Here is a 22,306-nt window from a genome sequence, read left to right on the forward strand (position 1 = left end):
GCAGCTGGTGATCTGCAAGTTCAGCACCGGGCGCAGCAAGCTCGTCACCGCCGTCGATCACCGCAAGATGGAGCTGACGGCGCACGGGCAGATGCGCGTGGCCCGCGGTGAGCGCGAGCGCGATCTGCGCGGCGCCGATCTTCGTGCCGGGGGCCATCAGGACATCGCCGCGGTGGAAGTCCATGCCAGCTGGGCGGATATGGCGGTGCGGGGGCTCGGGCGGCGTGCCGGTGAGGGTCAGGCTGTCACCCTCGCGCGCGGCGTCTTCCTGAATGAGGACCGTGTCTGCGCCAGCGGGGACAAGCGCGCCGGTGCTGATGCGAGCCGCTTCGCCGGGGCCGACTGTGCCGGAGAAAGGCCGTCCGGCCGCGCTTTCGCCGATCACGCGCCAGGGGCCGGGCAGATCGGCGGCGCGCAGGGCGTAGCCGTCCATCGCAGAGACATCGGCGGCGGGCTGGGTGCGCAGCGCGGTCAGCGGCTCGGCGAGGTGGAAGCCCAGGCAATCGGCAGTGGCACGGTGCTCGATCGGCAGCACCGGGGCAATCGCCATCAGGCGGCGCTGCGCTTCCTCAAGCGCCAAGGGCGGGTTGGGGCGCTGCGGCGTCTGCGGTTCGCTCATGGCGCGCGCCAGTCGCCCGATTTGCCGCCGCGCTTCTCGATCAGGCGCACGCCATCGATCACCATGGCTTTGTCGATGGCCTTGGCCATGTCGTAGACCGTGAGGAGCGCGACCGAGACGGCGGTCAGCGCTTCCATCTCGACCCCGGTGCGCCCGGTGAGCGAGGCGGTGGCGCGGGCCTCGACGCCGTCTTCCACAAAAGCAAACTCGACACTGACGGCATCGAGCGCCAGCGGGTGGCAGAGCGGAATCAGCTCGGCGGTACGCTTCGCCGCCATGATCCCGGCGATGCGCGCCACGGCGAGGACGTCGCCCTTGGGCGTCTTGCCATCACGCAGCGCGGCGAGCGTGGCGGCATTCATGCGGATACGCCCGAGGGCGACGGCGACGCGCTGCGTCTCTGCCTTGCCGCCGACATCGACCATGCGCGCACGGCCTTGCGAATCGAGGTGGGTCAGCTCGCTCACAGGTGTGAAATCCAACAGGTTGCCACAGTTGACACAGTCCTGAGCGAAAACTCGGGGGCCGGAGATGCGGGGCCGGCGGAAGCTTCAGGAGCCAAGGAAATGCGCGGTTTCATGCGGCGGTGATGCCATAGTGGCGCGGAGTAGGACAGACGCAAAAACGTCAGGCCAGCGCCAGCATGACGGCAGCTTCGGCATGAAGGCGGGTCGTGTCGTAGAGTGGCACCGGGCTGTCCTCGGGGCCGATGAGAAGCATGATTTCGGTGCAGCCGAGGATGATGGCAGTCGCGCCGCGTGCGGCGAGGCGCGCAATGACGCCGCGATAGGCTTCGCGGGAACTGGGCTCGATCCTGCCTGCGACCAGTTCCTCGTAGATCACGCGGTGGACCTCGGCGCGGTCGTCTGCTTCGGGGATCAGCACTTCAAGGCCGTGCTGCTCTTCGAGGCGCGCGCGGTAGAAGGTCTGTTCCATGGTGAAGGCGGTGCCGAGGAGGCCGACCCTCGCGTGCCCATCGGCCTTGAGCGCTGCAGCGCAGGGATCGACGATGTGGAGCAGCGGCAACGCGCTTGCGGCCTCGATGGCAGGGGCGGACTTGTGCACGGAATTGGTGCAGATCAGCAGGAGTTCGGCGCCCGCGGCCTCGAGACGGCGGGCGGCATCGACCATCAGCGCATCGAGCGCGTGCCACTCGCCAGCCGCCTGCAACGCCGCGATCTCGGCAAAATCGAATGACCACAGCGCCAGCCGGGCGGAGGCCTTGGGTCCCAGCCGGTCACGCACGCCCTGATTGATCAGGCGGTAGTATTCGGACGTGCTCTCCCAGCTCATCCCGCCGATAAGGCCCAGCGTTTTCATGCGTGTCGTCATCGGGGCCTTGCCTTTGCGAGAGCGATTCCGGCGAGGTTCTGCGCGCGCTTGATCCGCCGGATGCGTATACGGGTGAAGCGCGCGGACTGTTCCTGAAAGCGGCCATGGAACCCCGCGAAAGCGGGGCGGGGCTTCAGAGTACCGCTGGCCTGCGCAACAACCAGCGCGGAATCGCCGAGCAGGACGATATCCGTCGCGCCGAGTTCGCCCGCCACATCAAGCGCGTCGAGCAGGGCCTGCCATTCGGCCTGATCGTTGGTGCCGTGCCCGATGGCAGGGCGGTGCCAGACCTGCCCGCGCGCGGCGACGGCGGTCTCCATCATGCCGGGGTTTGGGCGGCAGCCGCCGTCGAAGAACAGCTTGAGCGGGCCTTCAGGCACCGAGGAGGACGCGGGTGGCGGCGGTCACGTCGTCATGGCGCATCAGGCTTTCGCCGACAAGGAAAGCCTTGGCGCCTGCTGCCGCGAGCGTCAGCACATCCGCGTGCCCGCCGATGCCGCTTTCGGCGACCAGCAGCGTGCCTTCGGGCGCGAGCGGGGCGAGGCGAGCAGTGGTGCCGAGATCGGTGACGAAGCGCTTCAGATCGCGGTTGTTGACCCCGATAAGGCGCGACTGGAGGCGCGCGGCGCGCTCCATTTCGGCCTCGTTGTGGACTTCGACGAGGACGTCCATGCCGTGTTCGCGCGCGGCCATTTCGATTTCGGCCATCTGGCCATCATCGAGCGCGGCGACGATGATGAGGATCGCATCCGCCCCGATGGCGCGGGCCTCGGCGCACTGCCACGGATCTACCATGAAATCCTTGCGCAGCACCGGCAGGGCGCAGGCAGCGCGGGCGGCGATGAGGTAATCCTCGTGGCCCTGGAAATAGGGCGCATCGGTGAGGATCGAGAGGCAGGTGGCGCCGCCTGCCTCGTAGGCGCGGGCATGCGCGGGGGGATCGAAATCGGCGCGGATCAGGCCCTTGGAGGGGCTGGCCTTCTTGATTTCGGCGATGAGGGCAAAACCGGTTTCGGCGCGGGCGCGCAGGGCCGCTTCAAAGCCGCGCGGGGCAGTTTGTTCGGCAGCGCGCGCGGCAAGATCGGCGAGCGTGGACGCGGCCTTGCGGACGGCGACTTCCTCGCGCTTGGTCGCCATGATTGTGGTGAGGGTGTCGGTCATTTGAGGGCAGCGATCCAGCAGTTGAGGAGCGCGTTGGCAAGACCTTTGTCGATGGCTTCGGCGGCTTCCTCTACCCCTTCGTGCCAATCGGCCGCCTCGCCCGCGATCATCAGCGCGGCGGCAGAGCTGAAAAGGACGGCGTCGCGGTAGGGGCCGGGTTCGCCTTGCAGCAGTGCGCGCAGGGCGGCGGCGTTGTAGGCGGGATCGCCGCCGCGCAGCGCCTCGACCGGGGCACTGGCAAGGCCGGCATCGGCGGGCGTGACGCGGCGCATCAGGACGTTGCTGTCCTTCACTTCGGCGAGTTCGTTACCGCCTGCAAGGCTCAGCTCGTCGAGCCCTTCGTCGCCCGAGACGACAAGGCTGTGCTCGGTGCCGAGGCGGCGGATCGCCTCGGCGTAGATCGGCACATAGGCGGGCCGGGCGATGCCAACGAGCTGGCGGCGAACCCTTGCCGGATTGGCGAGCGGTCCCATGAGGTTGAAGATCGTGCGGCGGCCGAGTGCCTTGCGGATCGGCGCGATGCGCGCCAGCGCCGGATGGTGCTTCTGCGCAAAGAGGAAGCAGATGCCGAGATCGTTCAGCGTGAGTTCGGCGGTTTCGGCGGCGCGGTCGAGATTGAGGCCGAGCGCTTCGAGGGTATCCGCCGCGCCCGCCTTGCTGCTGGCGGCGCGGTTGCCGTGCTTGGCGACGGGGACGCCGCAGGCCGCGACGACGAGGCTGACGGCAGTCGAGACATTGAGCGTATGGTGGCCATCGCCGCCGGTGCCGCAGACGTCGATGGCACCCTCGGGCGCGCTGATCGGGATCATGCGGGCGCGCATGGCGCGGGCGGCGCCGGCGATCTCGCTGGCGGTTTCGCCGCGTTCGGTAAGCGCGACGAGGAAGGGGGCGATGCTCTCGTCCGGCACGGTGCCATCGAGGATCGCGCTGAACGCGGCCTCTGCCTCCGCTTCTTCAAGCGGCGTCGGAGCAACTTCGGGTAGCGAGGTCATGCAGCGAGGTGGGTGGGCATCTTGGCGGTGATGCCGCACATCTTCAGGAAGTTGGCGAGCAGTGCGTGGCCATGCTCGGTCGCGATCGATTCGGGGTGGAACTGCACGCCGTGGATCGGGAGCGAGGCGTGGCGGAAGCCCATGGCGTGGCCGTCGTCCGAGGTGGCGTTGATGACGAGGCTCTCGGGCACGTTCTCGACCACGAGGCTGTGATAGCGCGTGGCGGTGAAGGGCGAGGGGAGGCCGGCGAAGAGGCCGGTGCCATCGTGCGTGACGGGCGAAGTCTTGCCGTGCATCAGCCCGCCGCGCACGACCTGCCCGCCGAAGTACTGGCCGATCGACTGGTGGCCAAGGCACACGCCGAGCAGCGGCACGCCCGCATCCGCCGCCGCGCCGACGAGATCGAGGCTGATCCCCGCCTCGTTGGGCGTGCAGGGGCCGGGCGAGACCAGGAACCCTTGCGCGCCGGTCGAGATGGCCTGCCCGGCGGACATCGCATCGTTGCGCACGACCTCCACCTTCGCGCCCATTTCCATGAGATAGTGGACGAGGTTCCAGGTGAAGCTGTCGTAGTTGTCGATGACGAGGATCATTTCGGGGTGCCTTACTGGCCGAAGCGGGGTTCGGATGCGACGCGGAGGGCCTCGCGGGCGGCGGCGAAGAGCGCGCCGGACTTGGCTTCGCATTCGCGCTGTTCGTATTCGGGGATGCTGTCGGCCACGATGCCAGCACCCGCTTGCACATGGAGCACGCCGTCCTTGAGCACGCCGGTTCTGAGGACGATGCAGCTGTCGACCGAGCCGTCGGGGGCGAAATAGCCGACGCCGCCGGCATAGGCGCCGCGCGTTTCGGGTTCGAGTTCGGCGATGACTTCGCACGCGCGGACCTTGGGCGCGCCGCTGACGGTGCCTGCGGGGAAGCCTGCGAACAGGGCATCGACCGAATCGGCGCGGGCGGTGTCGAGCTTGCCGACCACGTTCGAGACGATGTGCATGACGTGGCTGTAGCGCTCGATCGTGTAGCTCTCCGTCACCTTGACCGTGCCGGCGGCGGCGACGCGGCCGACATCGTTGCGGCCGAGATCGAGCAGCATCAGGTGTTCGGCGCGTTCCTTGGGATCGGCGAGGAGGCTTTGCGCGTTGGCGCGGTCTTCGGCCTCGGTGCTCCCACGCGGGCGGGTGCCGGCGATGGGGCGGATGGTGACTTCGCCGTCGCGGATGCGCACGAGAATCTCGGGGCTCGAGCCGATCAGCGCGAAGCCGGGGAGATCGAGGAAGTAGAGGAAGGGTGAGGGGTTGATGCGGCGCAGCGAGCGGTAGAGCGCGGCGGGCGGCAGCGGGAAGGGCACGGTGAAGCGCTGGGCGAGCACGACCTGGAAGATGTCGCCCGCCTCGATGTACTCCTTGGCGCGCAGGACCATGCGGGCGTAGTCCTCAGGCGCCATGACTGCCGTACGCTCGCCCGGTTCGGCCGCTTCGAGGCGCGGATCGGCGGGAACGGGATCAGCGAGGCGCGCCAAGGCTGCGTCGATGCGGTCAGCGGCAGCGGCGACGAGGCGTTCGGGCGCGCCCTGAGCCGTTGGGCTGGAGGGCCAGACCGGGGCGACGGCGATCAGTTCGTCAGAGAGGCGGTCGAACACGAGGACGACGCTGGGGCGGACAAAGAGCATGTCCGGCAGTTCCAGCGCGCTGGCGGCGGCGCGGGGGAGCTTTTCGACGAGGCCGATGGTTTCGTAGCCGAAATAGCCCACCAGGCAGGCGAGCGACTTGGGCAGGCCTTCGGGCACATCGATGCGGCATTCGCCGACGAGGCTGCGCAGGGCGGCAAGGGCGGGCTCGGGATGCGGGGCAAAGGCATCGCGGTCGGTCTGCCAATGGCGGTTGATGACCGCCTCGCTGCCTTCGGCGCGGAAAACGAGATCGGGATCGAGCCCGAGCAGGCTGTAGCGCCCGCGCACTTCGCCGCCTTCGACCGATTCGAGGAGGAAATCGCCCCGGCCCGGCACCATGAGCTTGAGCGCGGCGCCGACCGGGGTTTCGGTATCGGCGATCAGCTTGCGCCAGCCGAGTGCGGAACGGCCGGCGGCCAGCGCGGCGCGGGCGGAGGTGCCGCCATCGGGCAGCAGGCCCGCGATGCCGGGCTCCATGATGTCCGTCGCCGCCGCCACGGCCTTACTGGCCGCCGATGAGCTGCGTACGCAGCGCCGAGATGGCGGCATCATTGCGCTTCACGCCGACTGCCTCGCGCACGGCGGCGCGCAGTTCGTCGACATATTCGCGGCCGGTGAGCTGGCCCAGTTCGATGCGGGCGCGGGCGACGAACGGATCATCCGCCTTGACCGCACCCGGAGTGACCTTGCTGAGGACCACGACGAGGAAACCGGCCTTGTCCGGCGCTTCGAGCTTCTTGGCCGTGCCCTGCGCCATCTCGAACATCAGCTGGAGCGTGGCGGGGATCTTGGGCTGCATCGCGTTGAGCTGTTCGCGCGGGATGTTGACCGGCTGCGCGGGGGGCACGGCGACGCTGAGCGTCTTGATCGCCTCGGCAAGCGGCACCTTCTTCGCGAGCGCCGCCATGAGCTTGTCGGTAGCCGCCTTGGCCGCGCCATAGCCGCGCGAGGTCTGGAGATCGGCAGCGACCTTGTCCTTCACTTCGGCGAGCGGCGGCGGGGCGGCGGGGGTGATCTGGCCGACATCGAAGATCACGTAACGTTCGCCCGCCTTGATCTCGGCGACCTGCGGTTCACCTTCGCGCTCCATGCCGAACGCGGCTGCCAGCAGCGGCGTGACATCGGCGTTGGGCTTGATATCCGGACGGCCGGGGACCGTGCCGTTGGCCTCGAGCGGATCGGTGGTGATCACGGTGAGGCCCGCGCTCTTGGCCACATCGCCAAGGCCGGTGCCGCTGCCGAAGGCCTCGTCGAACTTGGCCGAGAGGTCCGCGAGCGCGGCCTTGCGCTTTTCTGCGGCGATCGCCGCGACGATTTCGGCGCGTGCCTGATCAAGCGATTTGCCCGGGGTCTGGATCACGCTGTCGATCCGGATCACATACCAGCCCAGTGCGCCCTTGGCGGGTGCGGCGAGGGCGCCCTTGGCCGTCGTGAAGACGGCAGCGGCGACAGCAGAGGAGGCTTCGCTCTCCAGCGTCGCGCGCTTTGCAGCAGGGATCTTGCGGGCCGAGAGGCCCTTGGCGGCAGCGGCAGCTTCGATCGACTTGCCACCCGCGATTTCGGCGGCGAGCGCCTTGGCGGCGGGCTCGGTCGGGACGATCACCTGCGTGAAGGCGCGGGTTTCGGTCGAGGCATAGGCGGCGGCGTTGAGCTTGTAGCGCGTGGCAACTTCGGCATCGCTGGGCGCGGGCACGTTCTTGATCGAGGACTCGTCAAAGATCGCATAGCGGATCGTGCGGCGTTCCGGCCGCTGATAGCGCGCGCCATTGGTCTTGTAGTACGCGGCAAGATCGGCATCCGTGGGCACCGTCTTGGGGGCGAAGGCGGACGAGGGGATCAATTGGACCGCACCCTCGCGCGTTTCCTTGAGCACTGCGGCGTAGCGCAGCACCACGCTCTGCGGCATCGTTGCGCCGACACCGGCGGGGATCAGCACCTGACGCGCCATCAGCCCCTTGGCAACATCGTCGCGCAGCGCGGCATCGGAAATGCCCTTCTGGCCGAGCAGCGCCTTGTAGGCGGCCTGGCTGAACTTGCCGTCCGCGCCCTGAAAGGCGGGCATCTTGGCAATCTCGCTGTCGATCAGGCGATCGCTTACCCCCATGCCGACCGCGCTCTGGCCCGCCCACTCCATCAGCGCTGCGCGGTCGATCAGGCTGTCGACCACCTGTTCGAGCGCGCCTTGCGCGACGAAGTCCTTCATCGTGACCGTCGGGCTATCGGCGCGGGCGTTTTCGAGCGCGTTGCTCATCGCCTTCTGCACATCGACCGTGCCGATGTGCGCTGAGCCGACCGTCACCGCGCGGTCAGAATTGTTGGCACCGCCGAATTTGGCCCCGGAAATGTCAGCCCCCGCAAACGAGAGCGCGATGAGCCCGAGGAACACCATCGCGATGAGGGCGCCGATACGGGACTTGGTCAGAGAGCGGATTAAGCCGAGCATCGGGGCCTGTCATCAGTAGTGAGGGTTAGCAGCAATCAGGACGGATGGTATCCTTGGCGCGCATTAGGGGGCAAAGCAAATTCCCGCAATGGTCTGCGCGGCTTGATGGCCGCGCGGCCCACTCCGCCGGGTAGCCATGTCAGGGCCTCCTACTAGTTATAATCACCGGCATTGCGTTAGACGCGCTTTGCAAACCCTGCCGGGGTTTGATAGCGGCCCGGACATGATGAGGAATCACCCATTGATCGTGTGCAAGGTCCTATGAGCCAGCGTCCCTACATCGTCGGCAACTGGAAGATGAACGGTAGCCGGGTCATGCTCGCCGAAGCGCGGGCGATCGACCGCGCGGCGCAGCGCTATCCCGATGTGGAAATCGCGCTGGCGCCGCCGTTTCCGTTCCTTGGGGCCCTGCGCGAGGCAGTGAGCGCGATCGGCGTCGGCGGGCAGGATTGCCACACTGCGGCCAAGGGCGCGCATACCGGTGACGTTTCCGCCGCGATGCTGGCCGATATCGGCGCAGACTTCGTGATACTGGGCCACAGCGAGCGCCGCCGCGACCACGGCGAGGACGACGCGCTGGTGCGCGCCAAGGCCGAAGCCGCGCTGGCGGCTGGCCTCAGCGTGATCATCTGCGTGGGCGAGACGCTGGAAGAACGCGATTCTGGCAAGGCTGAGGCGGTCGTTTCCCGCCAGGTCGAGGGTTCGGTTCCGGCGAGCGAAAGCGCGGCGGTGGCGGCCGGGCGGCTGGCGCTGGCCTACGAGCCGGTCTGGGCGATCGGCACGGGCCGCGTCGCTGCGGTGGAAGATGTGATCGCCATGCACGCGGCGGTGCAGACGCGCCTTGCCGCGATTTTCGGCGGGGAAGCGGACAAGGTCCGCATTCTCTATGGCGGCTCGGTCAATGGCGAGAACGCCGCCGGGTTGCTCGCGGCGGCGGGCGTGGGCGGTGCGCTGGTGGGCGGCGCAAGCCTGACCGCCGATGCCTTCCTGCCGATCGTGGCCGCAGCCTCGAAGCCGGAAGACTGAGCGGCGCGCAGGTGACCGGGCATGCTGCGCCCTTGCGCAGGGTGACCGGGTATGCTGCGCCCTTGCGCAGCGGGTCCCGTCGCCCTAGATGCGGCGCATTCTTTTCAGGCAGATCGCGATGTCACTCTTCATTTTCCTTACCGTCGTGCAGGCGCTGGTGGCTGCCGCGCTTGTCGGCGTGATCCTCATCCAGAAGTCGGAAGGTGGCGGCCTCGGCGTTGGCGGCAGCCCGGCGGGCTTCATGTCGGCGCGCGGCGCGGCCGATTTCCTGACCCGCGCGACAACCGTGCTGGCGACAGCCTTTGTCGGCCTCAGCATCGTGCTGGCAGCGCTGGCGGTGGGCACGACCTCGGACCGCGAGATCGACACCTCGCTTCAGCGCACGGCCCCGGCCGTTCCCGCGCCCGATCCACTCGCACCCGCGCAGGGTGTACCGGCGGCTGGCCCGGCGCAGGCCCAGCCTGCACCGGCGGCACCTGCTCCGGCGGCGCCCGGCAAGACTGCACCGGCCAAGAGCGCTGCGCCTGATCCGCTTGCCGGCGGCGCCAAGCAGTAACGCATAACCGCCGGATTTTCCGGCAGCATTTTCGCGGTGTTCCTGCCCGCCTTGCGGCGGACGGGAACACTTGTTCGTGTACGCCTGCTCGATACGCCTGTGGATTGCCAGCCGGAATCCGGCGCTGACCGCTTGCGTATCCGGAGCTTCAGACGATAAGGCTCTCCTCCCATGGCGCGGTTCATTTTCATCACCGGCGGCGTGGTTTCCTCGCTTGGCAAAGGCCTCATGGCAGCGAGCCTCGCGGCCCTGCTGCAGGCGCGTGGCTTCCGCGTGCGGATCCGCAAGTTCGATCCCTATCTCAATGTCGATCCGGGCACGATGAGTCCCTATCAGCACGGCGAGGTCTTCGTGACCGACGACGGCGCGGAGACGGACCTCGACCTCGGCCACTACGAGCGCTTCACCGGGGTTTCGGCGCGCCAGTCTGACAACATCACCTCGGGACGCATCTACCGCGACATCATCGCCAAGGAGCGTCGCGGCGATTATCTGGGCGCGACGGTGCAGGTGATCCCGCACGTGACCGACGCGATCAAGAACTTCGCGCGCGACGAGACCGACGACCTTGATTTCGTGCTCTGCGAGATCGGCGGCACGGTCGGCGATATCGAGAGCCTGCCGTTCATCGAGGCGATCCGCCAGATGCGCAACGAACTGGGGCGCGAGGCGACCTGCTTCGTCCATGTGACGCTGGTGCCCTATATCGCTGCGGCGGGCGAGCTGAAGACCAAGCCGACCCAGCATTCGGTGCGCGAGCTGACGGGCCTTGGCATCCAGCCCGATATCCTGCTGTGCCGCTGCGAAAAACCGCTGCCGGACAACGAGCGCGCCAAGATCGCGCTGTTCTGCAACGTGCGCAAGGAAGCGGTGATCCCCGCGCTCGATGCGCAGAGCATCTATGCGGTGCCGCTGCAGTATCACGGCGAGGGGCTCGATTCGGAAGTGCTGCGCCATTTCGGCCTTTCGAGCCCGGGCCCGGAGCTTTTGCGCTGGACCGATATCGTCGACCGCCACCAGAACCCCGAAGGCGAAGTGACCATTGGGGTCGTCGGCAAATATGTCGGCCTGCAGGATGCCTACAAGTCGCTGAATGAAGCGCTGGTCCATGGCGGTATGGCCAACCGCGTGAAGGTCAATATCCGCTGGATCGATGCGGAGATCTTCGAGAAGGACGATGCCGAAATCGCAGCGCATCTGGAGCCGATGCACGGCATTCTGGTGCCTGGCGGGTTCGGCGAACGCGGGACCGAGGGCAAGATCGCCAGCGTGCGCTTTGCGCGCGAGCGCGGCGTGCCGTTTTTCGGCATCTGCCTTGGCATGCAGATGGCCTGCATCGAAGGCGCGCGGAACCTCGCGGGGATCGCGGGCGCAGGCTCGACCGAGTTCGGGCCATCCGAGGAGCCGGTGGTGGGCATCATCACCGAGTGGATGACGGCCGAGGGACTTGAGACGCGCGCGGCGGGCGGCGATCTTGGCGGCACGATGCGGCTTGGCGCCTATGAGGCGCAGCTTTCGGGCAACAGCCATGTCGCACAGATCTATGGTGCGGACGCGATCAGCGAACGGCACCGGCATCGCTATGAAGTCAACGTCGCCTACCGCGAGCGGCTGGAACATGAAGGGCTCGTGTTCTCCGGCATGTCGCCCGACGGGCTGTTGCCGGAAATCGTCGAGCGGCCGGACCATCCGTGGTTCATCGGGGTGCAGTTCCATCCCGAACTCAAAAGCCGCCCGTTCGAGCCGCATCCGCTGTTCAAGAGCTTCATCACCGCCGCGGTGAAGCAGGCCAGATTGGTCTGAGGGCCACGTCTGACCGGCGGGCGGCGTCACAGGGGGACATGCGATGGACGCCGCGACACTTGCCCAGACCCTGACCGCGCCGAGCCTGCTGGCCGGGTGTTCGAGCGAGGAACTGGCCGATATCGCGGCGCGCGGCACGGTGCGCAGCTTCAAGCCGGGCAGCGCGATCATCCTGCAGGGCGATCCCGGCGATACGCTGTGGATCATGCTGAAGGGCCTCGCGCGGGTGAGCATGGTGGCGGCGAACGGGCGCGAGATCGTGCTCGATTATGCCGAGCCGGGCGCGGTGCTGGGCGAGATCGCGTTTCTGGATGGCGGCGAACGCACGGCAAGCGTCGAGGCGATCGAGCCGGTCGAGGCGCTGGGGTTGACGCGCAGTGCCTTTGCCGGGATCGTCGGCCAGCATCAGGGGCTTGCCATGCGGCTGCTGCAGGCGATGGCGCGGCGGCTGCGGCAGAACAACACGGTGATCGAGGCGGACCGCGCTTATTCCACGGGGCCCCGCCTCGCGCGCTTCCTGCTGCGGCTGATGATGGGCGGGGAGGAGGAAACCCGCCTCAAGATCGCGCTCAGCCAGGGCGAGCTGGGCAGCTTTGCCGGGATGTCGCGCGAGCAAATCAACCGGCAGCTTTCGGCCTGGGCGGACGGCGGGATCGTGGCCTTGAAGGGCGGGCGCGTGGCGGTGCTCGACCGCGAGGCGCTCGTCGATATTGCCGAGGCCTGGTAAGCGTATACGAATGCCGTATGGCCTCACCGGCAGGGGGCTGTAACCAAGGCGGCATGATCCGCCAACTCACGCTTGCCGCGCTGCTTGCGCTTCCCACGCTGGCCCATGCAGCCGCGCCGTTGCCGATCACGGATGGGGTGAGCGAGGTGCGCCATCCGACATGGTCGAAGCGGGCGACGATCTACGAGGTCAATATCCGGCAATATACGCCCGAGGGCACTTTCCGCGCCTTCGAGAAGCACTTGCCGCGCCTGCGCCGGATGGGCGTGGATGTGCTGTGGATCATGCCGGTGAACCCCATCGCGAAGAAGGAGCGCAAGGGCTCGCTCGGCAGCTACTATGCGGTGAACGACTATCTGGCGGTGAACCCCGAGTACGGCGACATGGCCGATTTCAAGCACCTTGTGGCTGAGGCGCACCGGCAGGGCTTCAAGGTCATCCTCGACTGGGTGGCGAACCACACCGGGTGGGACCATGTCTGGACCCGCGAGCATCCCGATTGGTACAAGCGCAATGCAGCGGGGGCGCTTGAGGGCTATCACTACAAGGACCTCAGCGACGGCCACGAGGAAGTCTGGGCCGATGTGATCGGGCTCGACTACAGCAAGCAGGCCGTGCGGGACGGCATGATCGGCGCGATGAAGTTCTGGCTGACCGAGACCGGGATCGACGGCTTTCGCTGCGACGTTGCGTGGACGCTGCCGGTGGCGTTCTGGGATCAGGCACGCCGCGAGCTTGATGCGGTGAAGCCGGTGTTCATGCTGGCCGAGGCCGACACGCCCGAAATGCAGGCGCGCGCCTTCGACATGACCTACGACTGGAAGCTCTACCACCTCCTCATCGATGTGGCGAAGGGCAAGGCGGATGCGCGCGATCTGGCGAAGCTCTACACCGCGCCGCCGCGCCGCTATCCGGCGGGCGCGATGCGGATGACCTTTACCAGCAACCACGACGAGAATTCGTGGAACGGCACCGACAAGGAGCTTTACGGCGAAGGCGCCGATGCCATGGCGGTGCTGGCGGCAACCTTGCCGGGCATGCCGCTGGTCTACAGCGGGCAGGAGGATGCGCTGAACAAGCGGCTCAAGTTCTTCGACAAGGACCCGATCCAGTGGGGCAAGTTGCCGCGCGAGGGGTTCTACCGCTCGCTGCTGGCGCTGAAGCACGCGCATCCGGCGCTTTCGAGCGAGCATGTCTCGGGCAATCTCGAGATCATCGAGACCGGCAATCCCAAGGTCTTCGCGTTCCGCCGGATCGCGGGCAAGGACCGGGTGCGCGTCGAGGTCAATGTCTCGGCCGAGGCGCAGAGCTATAGCGTGGGGGGCAAGGCCCGCAGCCTTGCGCCATGGCGCTGGGCGATTTCGGCAGCGCGCTGATACGCAAAAGGGGCAGCCCTTTGCAGGACCGCCCCTTCCGCTGGAGAGAACGGGTTTGGTTATGCCGCTGCGCTGGCGTCGCCATCGACCACGGTTAGCGGCTTGGCAGTGCTGCCGCCGATCAGCACCTTCTTGGGCTTCATCGCTTCAGGCACTTCCCGCACGAGATCGATGATGAGGAGGCCATCGGCAAGGTCGGCGCTATCGACGCGGACGAAGTCGGCCAGTTCGAACCGGCGCTCGAACGCGCGGTTGGCGATGCCGACGTGGAGGAAATGGCCGTCCTGCGCTTCGGCGCGCTGGCCCTTGATCACCAGCAGGTTCTGCTGCGCAGTGATATCGAGATCCTGCGGCTTGAACCCGGCAACGGCGAGCGTGATGCGGTAGTTGTCCTCACCGCGGCGCTCGATGTTGAACGGGGGGTAGTTGTCACCGGCATTGGCGCGGGCCTGGCGTTCGAGCAGGTCGAACAGGCGGTCAAAGCCCACGGTCGAGCGGCGGTAGGGGGTGAAATCGAAACGTTCCATGTGAGCAATCCTCTGGTTTGAGCAATCTGCAACCTGGCCGGACCCGAATTGGCGCCCGGCCGTTCACTTGTGGTCACGCCCGCCTTGCGGCGCATGACACGAACAACCATGTGTGTTAGTGATTTTGCGTTTTCAAGAGGTACCCATGAGCGATCCTGCCACCCCTGCTGCTGCCCCGGCCGCTACGGTCGAAATCTACACCAAGTGGGGTTGCCCCTATTGCAGCCGCGCGCTGGCGCTGCTCGGCCGCAAGGGCGTGACCCCCACCGAATACGACATCACTTTCGGCGGCGAGAAGCGCGCCGAGATGCTGGCGCGCGCGCCGGGCGCGATGACGGTGCCGCAGATCTTCATCAATGGCCAACTGGTCGGCGGCTCGGACGATCTCGCGGCGCTAGAGGCGGCGGGCAAGCTTGATCCCATGCTTGCGGCATGAGCGCTGACACGCGGCGCATTGCGCTGCTGCAGATGACGACGGGCATCGATCCCGCCGCCAATGCCGCCACCATGGCGCGTGCGGCGCAGGATGCGGCGCGGGAAGGGGCCGTCATGCTGTTCACCCCCGAAATGTCCGGCCTGCTCGATCGGGACCGGGCGCGCGGGTCGGTGCATGTGGTGCCCGAGGCGGAAAGCCCGGTGCTCGCCGAAGTACGCAATGCAGCAGCTAAAGCGGGCATCTGGGTGCATATCGGCAGCCTTGCGGTGAAAGCGGAAGGCACGCGCTGGGCCAACAGGGCCTTCGTGATCACCCCTGCGGGCGAGATTGCCGCGCGCTATGACAAGATCCACATGTTCGATGTCGATCTTGCGACCGGAGAGACCTGGCGCGAATCCGCCGCTTATCAGCCCGGCGAGGCGGTGGTGACGGTGGAGACCCCGCTCGGCCGCCTTGGCCTCGCGATCTGTTATGACATCCGCTTCCCCGCGCTGTTCGAGGCGTTGGGCCAGCGCAAGTGCGACATCATTGCCATTCCGGCAGCATTTACCGTGCCGACAGGCCGCGCGCACTGGCACCTCATGCAGCGCGCAAGGGCAATCGAAGCAAGTGCATTCATCGTCTCTGCCGCACAGGTCGGCCGCCACGAGGACGGACGCGAGACCTATGGCCATAGCCTGGTGGTCGATCCCTGGGGCGATGTGGTGCTCGATATGGGTGAGCAGGGCGGTATCGGCTTTGCCGATATCGACCTTGCCCGAATTGCCGAGGTGCGCGCGCAGGTGCCCAGCCTTGCCAACCGGCGGCCCATTCCTACATCGTGGGCACCATGATTGTATTCGATCTTGAATGCCGCGCGGGCGGACACCGGTTCGAAGGGTGGTTCGCCAGTTCCGATGATTTTGCCGGCCAGCAGGCGCGCGGGCTGGTCACCTGCCCGGTCTGCGGCGCGCCCGAAGTAGACAAGGCGCTTTCCGCGCCGCGCCTGACGCGCAAGGGCAACCAGCTGCCAGCGCTTCCGGCGGCGCCGCGCCCCGATGCGCCGCAGCCGGTTGCCAACGGGCCGCTGCCGCCCGAGGCGGTCGCCATGCTCAAGGCCGTTGCCGCAGTGCAGAGCGAGATGCTCAAGTCCTCGACCTGGGTGGGCGAGAAATTCGCCGAGGACGCGCGCGCCATGCACTATGGCGAAAAGGATCCTGCGATGATTCACGGCCGCGCGAGCCGCACCGAAGTGCAGAGCCTGATCGAGGAAGGCGTGCCCGTCGCACCGGTGATCGTGCCCGTGGTGCCACCCGGCGAGGTGAACTGACTGCCCGCGATTGCCAGACGCCAGCCTGCCCCTTAAAGGGCAAGGCGGGCGCCCGTAGCTCAGCCGGATAGAGCACCAGATTCCTAATCTGGGGGCCGTGGGTTCGAATCCCGCCGGGCGCACCACCCTTTTTCGCGGCACGTTGCCCCGGCGATCACACGCCGACGCGGTCTCTCAGGTATGTCAGGTACTGGCGCATCGCCTCCATCGCCTCGTCGTTGATGGCGAGGAGATCGCGGCGGCGGTCGAGCGGATCGGACCAGCGGCGGATCAGGTCCATGTCGACAAGGCTGCGGATCTGGCGCAGCGCGGTGCTCATCGGCACGCCAGCGGCCTGGCACACGCTCGAGACCGGAACGGTCTTTTGCTCAAGCCGGGCCGAGGTAAGATCGAGCAGGATATCCCACATCGGATCCGAAAACAGGGCGGGATTGAGGAACTGGCCGCGCTGTTCGCGCATGCGCACGAGCTTGCGGGTGATCTTGAGCAGTTCCCCATCGTCGACCGGGGCGAGTGGGGCGGCGAGGGCGGCGGGCTGGCCCGTTTCGCTGACAGGGGCGCGCAGGCTGGCGCTGAGCGCGGCGAGCGAGCGTTCGCCGCACAGCCGCAGCCACTTGCGCATGGCGCGGCGCAGCGCGGCGGCCAGATCATCGCGCGAGACCGGTTTGGTGAGGAAATCGGCCGCTTCGTTGCGCATGGCGGCGACGGCGACGTCGATGCTGCCGAAACCGGTGATCACCAGCGTGACCAGCGGCCGCTGCGAGGCGAAGCGCGAGGAGAGTTCATCGAGCAGCGAAAGCCCGGTCATGCCCGGCATCTGCACGTCGGTCACGACGATGCCGATGGTCTCGTCCTCGGCGATTGCGCGCAGAGCAGAAGCCGCATCGAGCGCGTAACTGCACTGGTACCCAAGCAGGTGCGCGGCTTCCACGACCTCCTCGGCCGTTGCCCGGTCATCATCGACGACAAGGATCCGGCACTGTGCATTATCCCGCTCTGCAATCGCCCGTGCGTTCATGACCCTGCGTTGTATATCGTTTGTAGGGGGAATTACATCCGCATTGGAATTTGTTCCCGCCAAAGCTGCGCATGTCGAATGCAATCACATCAATCAACGCCAGATTGGTGCCAATCTGGCACCGATCCTGATCGATTGGCTTACTGGTTATGCTTACGGCTACTGTTAAGCTACCGCATATGCTTATTATTCCGTGATCAGTGCACAACGTGCGGCGGGCGGTCGCTTCAGGGGGACATGAGCGCGCATGGCAATCGAGGATGTAAGCCAGATTTCGAACTGCCTGCACGAGCTTCGTCAGCCGCTCAATGTGATCGGTCTTGCCACGGGCAATCTCCGTTCGGCGCTGTGCCCCGGTCTCTCGCCCGAGCAGGCCGAGTACCTGACTGCGAAGCTTGACCGCATCGACGAGCAGGTGGCCCGGGTCGCCACGCTGGCCGACCGCATGGCTGAGGCGGCACAGGAAGCGGTCCTCGCCGCGCGGCAGGCCTGAAGCGGAGCGCGACGTTCATGTATGGAATGGCACACCGCGCCCTGCGGCAGATGATGCTCGATCGGCTCGGTCCTTCGGTTTGGGCCAAGGTCGAGCGCGAAACGGGAACCGGCCCGGCCGATCTCATCAGCCTGTGCGTCTATGACGACTCCAAGACCATTGCGCTGATATCCGCTTCGGCCGCGCACCTCGGCATGGAGGTGGACGAGGCGCTGCGCGTGTTCGGGCGCTATTGGGTGCGCTTTGCCGAATTGAGCTCGTTCGGTCCGATCATGGACTTTACCGGGCAGGACCTCGTCACCTTCATCAACAACCTCGACCGCATGCACCGCTCGGTAGTGCTGGCGATGCCCGATGCGCGGGTGCCGTCCTTCACGCTGATCGACGAGACGCGCGAGCGCCTGCTGGTGCGCTATCGCTCTGACCGCACCGGGCTGGAGACATTCGTGATCGGCCTGCTCGAAGGGCTGATGGACCGGTTGAACGAGACTGGGACGGTTGAACTGGTCGATCGGCCAGGCACAGCGATCGACTTCGCCATTCATCTCGACCGGAGCTAAGCAGCGATGAAGCCGGTTGTCACGATCCGGGAGTCGCAGCTGGAGGCTCTGTTCCGCGCCTACATCAAGGTGGACGCGGCACTCGTCGTGCGGGGCCTTGGCCCGTTCTATCACAACCGCGATACCGCCGTGATCCCCGGCGCGCAGATCGCGGAGCTGTTTTCTCTGCGGCATGACCGCGACGACGAGCACGCGCCGCCGCTCGATGTCGCGATCCCGGCGATGGCGAATACGCCGGAGCGGTTCGAGCTTTTCTGCAAGCGCAAGAACATCCGCCTTGCGGGTATCGTGTTCTCGACCGAGGACGGCGGCTATCTGCTCGCGCTCAATATCGTGCCCGAGGATTTCATCATCGAAGGGCAGGGGCTGCATATCTCGGATTTCTCGCAGATCGATGCCTCGGTTCCGGCGCTGACGCTGATCGGCATGCAGCGTGCCCTGCTGGCAGAGGCGCGGCAGGCGGCGATCGATCTGGCCAATGCGCAGTCCGAGGCGCTGGAACTGCTTGACCGCACGCAGCGTCTCGGGCGCTACATCGTCCATGACCTCGCCAACTATCTCTCGATTATCCGGCTCAATGTGGCGAACCTCGCGCGGTCAGGCGGCAGTGCCGAGGCGGGCAGGGCCGCGATCGAGGCGGCGACACGGCATGTGGGCGATCTCGTGCTCTCGCTGGAGCGTCTGACCGGCCACCGCGACGTGGAAGCGGCGCCGCTTCCGGTCGACCAGACGATCCGATCGAACCTTGCCTTCCTTGCCGCTGCGCTGCCGGCCGATTTCTCGCTCGATTTCATCGGCAGCGCGGCGCAGGCGGCAGTCCGCGTCGGGCGCACCGAACTCATCACCATGCTGACCAACGTGATCGTCCATGCGCGCGGCGCGATGCCCGATGGCGGCTCGATCACGATTTCGACCTATCGTTCGGATAGGGGGCCGACTGACGAAGCGGACATGCCGGGCGAAGACTGGATCGTGATCAAGGTGATCCATGATGGCCCGGGGATCGACGAGGAAGCCGTGCGGCTCATGCTCGATCCGCAGGTGCTGGCGCGGCCCGATGGCGCGGATTTTCCGCTGCGCTCGGTCCGGACCTGGGCGCGTTCGATCGGTGGAGATGCCAGGATCACGGCGCTGCCGGAGACGGGAACCGACATCTGCATCTACTTGCCGATCAGCCGAGATACCGACGAGGCGGAGCCGCTCAGCGCGCCCATGCCCGGTATCGCGAGACAGCGGACGGCGCGGACCTTGCGGGTGCTGGTCGTCGAGGACGAAGTCCACGCGCTTGACGCCGTGGTCGAGATCCTGCGCATGGACGGCTATAGCGCCACTCCCGCTTGCAATGCGGCGGAGGCGGTCGAGGCGCTTGCGAACGGCGATTTCGATATCCTGCTGACTGACGTGGTGATGCCCGAGCGCAGCGGAGTCGAACTTGCCCATGAAGTGGAGGCGCGGCATCCGCGCATCGGGATCATTCTGATGAGCGGCTATCTGCCCGACGAAAGCCTGCTGCAGCCGCACTGGAGCATGCTGCGCAAGCCGCTTGATCTCAGCCTGCTGTCGCATGCGCTGTCGGCGGCCCACGCGAAGCTCGCGGATAGCGCTACAGCCTAGGCGTCAGGTCCGCCTTTGGTGCGATCTGCCTGTTTTGTAACTGGCCGATCAGCGTATCGACCGAGAAGGGCTTTTCGAGCAGCGGCCAGGCAAGATTGGATTCGGCATGCCGCGCGGCATTGCCCGACATGACGATCACGCGCATGCCCGGATCACCCAGCGCGGCCTGCCGGGCAAGCACGGTGCCGTCTTCGCCATTATCGAGCAGCAGATCGCAGATCAGCACGTCGAACTTCTGGCGTGAAAGGGCCTCCAGCGCCTGATGCGAGGTGGTGAAGCCGGTCGGCAGGTGGCCGGCAAGGCTGAGCGTTTCGACCATGCCGCTGAGGAGATCGGGCTCGTTGTCCACGATCAGCACGCGCAGCTTGGCGGGCTTCGGCGCGGGCAGCGCAACCGGTGGCGGGCGGCTTCCGGCAATCACTGCGCCGGTTCGCGCCGGCAGCACGATCTGGACGGTGGTGCCTTCGGAGTTGCTGTTGAGCACGCGGGCGGTGCCGCCATGATGGACGGCAAAGCCGAGCACCGCCGCAAGGCCGAGCCCGGTGCCCTTGTTGGGGCCTTTGGTAGAGAAGAACGGCTCGAATGCACGTTCGCGCACATCCTCGGTCATGCCGGTGCCGGTGTCGGCAACTTCGACGATGACCAGCGGCGCGGTGCGCAGGCCGGCAGGCAGGCCTTCGCGGCTGGGGCAGCCATCGGGGGCGTCGCTGAGCCAAGTGCGCAAGGTGAGCACGCCATGCTCGCCCATTGCATCGCGGGCATTGATGGCAAGGTTCACCAGCGCATTGTTGAAGCCGGCGGGATCGATCTCGACCGGCAGCGGCATGTCCCAAAGCTGCACCTGCACATCGATACCGGGGCCGACTGCGGCGCGGATCAGCGCGATGAGGCGCAAGGTCAGGCTGTTGACGTCGGCCACTTCGGGGATGCCGCGCGGGTGGCGCGCGATGCCCAGCAGCGAGCGCGTGATATCGACACCGCGCAGCGCCGCCTGGGCGATCAGGCCAAAGCGGTCGCGCGCGGCGTCGCTTTCAGCTTCGCGTCCGCCGATTTCCGCGTGGGTCGCAATAATGCCGAGAATGTTGTTGAAATCGTGGGAAAGCTCACCGGAGATCTGGCCGATCAGCTCCATCTTGCGGCTGTTCAGCAACTCGTTCTTGGCCTCGATCATCACGAGCCCCTGCGCGAGGCTGACGCTCATTTCCTCGAGAATCCGGATCTCGTCATCGGCAAACGCGCCCGGCTCGTCGGAATAGAGCGTGAGCGTGCCGAACGCGCGCCTGTCGTGCATCAGCGGGAAGGCGGCGATCGCCTGAAAGCCCCGGCTGAGCGCTGCCTCGCGCCAGGGCGCCAGTTCGGGATCTTCCGCCACGGAAAGGGAGACGGACACCTCGCCCTCGCGCATTGCTCTGGCCGTGGGGCCCTGGCCGAGCACCGGATCATTGGGGCGGATATCCAGCGCGGTGATGTAGTCCGCGTGGCTCGTGGCATGCGCGGTGACCCGGATCTTGTCGACCGGACCGATTTCCCGGAGCCCGATCCACGCTGCGGCATAGCCTTCGCCGTCGATGAGGCTCTGGCAGACCAGCTTGTGCAGTTCGGAGCGCGATTGCGCGCGCGAGATCGCGGCATTCACCAGCGCGAGGGCCCTGAGCGCACGGCGATTGCGCATCATGCTGGCGTGGGTGCGGCGCTCTTCGGTGACATCGGTGGCAAAGCCGATCCAATAGCCGGTGCGCTTGCCCTTGAGTTCGTGCGGGTAGAACTTGACGTGCATGACGCGCTCTTCGCCCGAGGCGGTCTTCATGCGGAACTCGGTTCGGAAGGTTTCGAGCCCGGCCTGCCCGGCCCGGATCTCGCGCCGCACGCGCTGGCGATCTGCGGCATGGACGGCGTCGAGCCGCGACTCGGCGGCCTGGAACAGGGTGAGGGCATCTTGCCCCCAGACCTGTTCATATGTGGCCGTGGCAAAGGCGGTCTCGCCGGAAGGATAGGCCTCGATCCAGATGATCTGGTCGATCGCATTGGCGGCAATGCGGGCGACATCGAGCTGGCCGAGCAGCTGCGTGCGCACCACCAGCAGATGGACGACACCCCAGACGAGCGCGACGAAAGCGAGTGCGATCAAGGCCAGGGCCGGAAAACTGACGGTCGCCCGCAGCTCGGCGATCACCAGAACCGCTGCCAGTGCTGCTGCTGCGGGCGGCCAAACCCGCGCATCGATGCGCCTTTCAGCCATTGTCCCCACGCCCCCTTATGGCGCCTATACGAACGGCGCTTGCTATTGTGGACCGGTTAACCCGGTTCAGGTGCCTTGCCCCCCGACATGGCGATCTGCATAACCAGACTACGCGTCTCAGGTTTGAACCGCAAACCTCTGATATGTGTTAACCCGGTTGCGAGTGCAGGGCCGGGAAGGACGGGGAACTCGCCCCTCCCGGCTCCGAGGTCGTGACCGTATGACGCGATCGCCCGCTCGCAACGGATGCGATCATCACGGGCAACGTCCGGCAAGGGTTGCGCCCGCTGTCAGGTCAGTGACGGAGGCATTGCGCTCGGACATGGTGCATGGCCGGGCGTCGCTCTTCTGTTCTTGGCGCGCAACACTTGGGGACGGTTGCGCGCGAATCCTTCGGCAGGTTGCT

Annotated in this window: 22 protein-coding genes, 1 tRNA gene and 1 pseudogene; 12 read left to right on the forward strand and 12 right to left on the reverse strand. The window is 66.7% G+C overall.

The features are described 5' to 3' along the window. The 9 genes and pseudogenes from Q0071_RS06005 to Q0071_RS06045 all read right to left on the reverse strand — a co-directional run. Positions 1 to 619, reverse strand: a pseudogene (locus tag Q0071_RS06005) (molybdopterin molybdenumtransferase MoeA); the annotation flags it as partial. Further along, positions 616 to 1,086, reverse strand: coding sequence for a cyclic pyranopterin monophosphate synthase MoaC (gene moaC / locus Q0071_RS06010; protein WP_298166353.1), 471 nt, complete (start codon positions 1,084 to 1,086; stop codon positions 616 to 618). The pseudogene Q0071_RS06005 and the gene moaC, both read right to left, overlap by 4 nt. Before the next feature lie 160 nt (positions 1,087 to 1,246). Next, complete coding sequence (locus Q0071_RS06015; RefSeq protein WP_298166412.1) at positions 1,247 to 1,939, reverse strand: aspartate/glutamate racemase family protein; 693 nt, start codon at positions 1,937 to 1,939, stop codon at positions 1,247 to 1,249. Positions 1,940 to 1,947: 8 nt separating this feature from the next. Continuing rightward, positions 1,948 to 2,331, reverse strand: coding sequence for a reverse transcriptase-like protein (locus Q0071_RS06020; RefSeq protein ID WP_298166355.1), 384 nt, complete (start codon positions 2,329 to 2,331; stop codon positions 1,948 to 1,950). Next, entirely contained in the window at positions 2,324 to 3,112 is a 789-nt protein-coding gene (gene trpC, locus Q0071_RS06025; RefSeq protein WP_298166357.1) for an indole-3-glycerol phosphate synthase TrpC, read from the reverse strand. The genes Q0071_RS06020 and trpC overlap by 8 nt, the downstream gene beginning before the upstream one ends. Continuing rightward, positions 3,109 to 4,104: an anthranilate phosphoribosyltransferase gene (trpD, locus tag Q0071_RS06030; protein ID WP_298166359.1), complete on the reverse strand. Its 996-nt coding sequence runs from the start codon at positions 4,102 to 4,104 to the stop codon at positions 3,109 to 3,111. The genes trpC and trpD overlap by 4 nt, the downstream gene beginning before the upstream one ends. Continuing rightward, positions 4,101 to 4,697 (reverse strand): aminodeoxychorismate/anthranilate synthase component II, encoded by a 597-nt coding sequence (locus tag Q0071_RS06035; RefSeq protein ID WP_298166361.1) that lies wholly within the window; start codon positions 4,695 to 4,697, stop codon positions 4,101 to 4,103. The genes trpD and Q0071_RS06035 overlap by 4 nt, the downstream gene beginning before the upstream one ends. Positions 4,698 to 4,708: 11 nt before the next feature. Then, positions 4,709 to 6,250 (reverse strand): chorismate-binding protein, encoded by a 1,542-nt coding sequence (locus Q0071_RS06040; RefSeq protein WP_298166414.1) that lies wholly within the window; start codon positions 6,248 to 6,250, stop codon positions 4,709 to 4,711. A 25-nt stretch (positions 6,251 to 6,275) separates the two neighbouring features. Beyond that, the gene (locus tag Q0071_RS06045) at positions 6,276 to 8,216 is read right to left on the reverse strand and encodes a peptidylprolyl isomerase (RefSeq protein ID WP_298166362.1); all 1,941 of its coding nucleotides are present in this window, start codon (positions 8,214 to 8,216) and stop codon (positions 6,276 to 6,278) included. Positions 8,217 to 8,477: 261 nt separating this feature from the next. Between Q0071_RS06045 and tpiA the strand changes: the two genes are divergently transcribed. The 5 genes from tpiA (at position 8,478) to Q0071_RS06070 (ending at position 13,704) form a co-directional block, all read left to right on the forward strand. Next, positions 8,478 to 9,242: a triose-phosphate isomerase gene (tpiA, locus tag Q0071_RS06050; RefSeq protein ID WP_298166364.1), complete on the forward strand. Its 765-nt coding sequence runs from the start codon at positions 8,478 to 8,480 to the stop codon at positions 9,240 to 9,242. A gap of 118 nt (positions 9,243 to 9,360) precedes the next feature. Further along, entirely contained in the window at positions 9,361 to 9,798 is a 438-nt protein-coding gene (gene secG / locus Q0071_RS06055; RefSeq protein ID WP_298166366.1) for a preprotein translocase subunit SecG, read from the forward strand. 171 nt (positions 9,799 to 9,969) lie between these two features. Next, the gene (locus Q0071_RS06060) at positions 9,970 to 11,601 is read left to right on the forward strand and encodes a CTP synthase (RefSeq protein ID WP_298166368.1); all 1,632 of its coding nucleotides are present in this window, start codon (positions 9,970 to 9,972) and stop codon (positions 11,599 to 11,601) included. A gap of 43 nt (positions 11,602 to 11,644) precedes the next feature. After that, on the forward strand, positions 11,645 to 12,328 hold the full coding sequence (locus Q0071_RS06065; protein WP_298166370.1) for a Crp/Fnr family transcriptional regulator: 684 nt from the start codon (positions 11,645 to 11,647) through the stop codon (positions 12,326 to 12,328). 53 nt (positions 12,329 to 12,381) lie between these two features. Beyond that, the gene (locus Q0071_RS06070; RefSeq protein ID WP_298166372.1) at positions 12,382 to 13,704 is read left to right on the forward strand and encodes an alpha-amylase family glycosyl hydrolase; all 1,323 of its coding nucleotides are present in this window, start codon (positions 12,382 to 12,384) and stop codon (positions 13,702 to 13,704) included. 59 nt (positions 13,705 to 13,763) lie between these two features. Here Q0071_RS06070 and Q0071_RS06075 read toward each other — a convergent pair whose 3' ends face one another. Next, a complete protein-coding gene (locus Q0071_RS06075; RefSeq protein WP_298166374.1) occupies positions 13,764 to 14,231 on the reverse strand; it encodes an Hsp20 family protein in 468 nt (155 codons plus the stop codon). Between the two features lie 145 nt (positions 14,232 to 14,376). Here Q0071_RS06075 and grxC point away from each other — a divergent pair, with 145 nt between their 5' ends. The 4 genes from grxC (at position 14,377) to Q0071_RS06095 (ending at position 16,101) form a co-directional block, all read left to right on the forward strand. Continuing rightward, positions 14,377 to 14,667: a glutaredoxin 3 gene (gene grxC, locus Q0071_RS06080; protein WP_298166376.1), complete on the forward strand. Its 291-nt coding sequence runs from the start codon at positions 14,377 to 14,379 to the stop codon at positions 14,665 to 14,667. After that, positions 14,664 to 15,500, forward strand: a complete 837-nt coding sequence (locus Q0071_RS06085) for a carbon-nitrogen hydrolase family protein (protein WP_298166378.1) — start codon at positions 14,664 to 14,666, stop codon at positions 15,498 to 15,500. Before grxC ends, Q0071_RS06085 begins: the two co-directional genes overlap by 4 nt. Beyond that, positions 15,497 to 15,976 (forward strand): DUF1178 family protein, encoded by a 480-nt coding sequence (locus tag Q0071_RS06090; protein ID WP_298166380.1) that lies wholly within the window; start codon positions 15,497 to 15,499, stop codon positions 15,974 to 15,976. Before Q0071_RS06085 ends, Q0071_RS06090 begins: the two co-directional genes overlap by 4 nt. A 48-nt stretch (positions 15,977 to 16,024) precedes the next feature. Continuing rightward, positions 16,025 to 16,101: transfer RNA gene (locus tag Q0071_RS06095), tRNA-Arg, on the forward strand. 29 nt (positions 16,102 to 16,130) lie between these two features. Here the strand turns inward: Q0071_RS06095 and Q0071_RS06100 are convergent. Then, positions 16,131 to 16,994, reverse strand: coding sequence for a response regulator (locus Q0071_RS06100; RefSeq protein WP_298166382.1), 864 nt, complete (start codon positions 16,992 to 16,994; stop codon positions 16,131 to 16,133). 247 nt (positions 16,995 to 17,241) lie between these two features. Between Q0071_RS06100 and Q0071_RS06105 the strand changes: the two genes are divergently transcribed. The 3 genes from Q0071_RS06105 to Q0071_RS06115 are packed head-to-tail and all read left to right on the forward strand — an operon-like array spanning position 17,242 to position 19,661. After that, complete coding sequence (locus Q0071_RS06105; RefSeq protein ID WP_298166383.1) at positions 17,242 to 17,487, forward strand: histidine kinase dimerization/phospho-acceptor domain-containing protein; 246 nt, start codon at positions 17,242 to 17,244, stop codon at positions 17,485 to 17,487. Positions 17,488 to 17,513: 26 nt separating this feature from the next. Further along, positions 17,514 to 18,047 carry a heme NO-binding domain-containing protein gene (locus tag Q0071_RS06110; RefSeq protein ID WP_298166385.1) on the forward strand — a complete coding sequence of 178 codons (534 nt, stop codon included), beginning with the start codon at positions 17,514 to 17,516 and terminating at the stop codon, positions 18,045 to 18,047. A gap of 6 nt (positions 18,048 to 18,053) precedes the next feature. Continuing rightward, positions 18,054 to 19,661 carry a response regulator gene (locus Q0071_RS06115; RefSeq protein ID WP_298166387.1) on the forward strand — a complete coding sequence of 536 codons (1,608 nt, stop codon included), beginning with the start codon at positions 18,054 to 18,056 and terminating at the stop codon, positions 19,659 to 19,661. Here the strand turns inward: Q0071_RS06115 and Q0071_RS06120 are convergent. After that, the gene (locus tag Q0071_RS06120; RefSeq protein WP_298166389.1) at positions 19,651 to 21,900 is read right to left on the reverse strand and encodes a GAF domain-containing protein; all 2,250 of its coding nucleotides are present in this window, start codon (positions 21,898 to 21,900) and stop codon (positions 19,651 to 19,653) included. The two genes, Q0071_RS06115 and Q0071_RS06120, sit on opposite strands and share 11 nt — an antisense overlap. Between the last annotated feature and the right edge of the window lie 406 nt (positions 21,901 to 22,306).

It is taken from the genome of Novosphingobium sp. (assembly GCF_027486195.1).
Lineage (GTDB): Bacteria > Pseudomonadota > Alphaproteobacteria > Sphingomonadales > Sphingomonadaceae > Novosphingobium.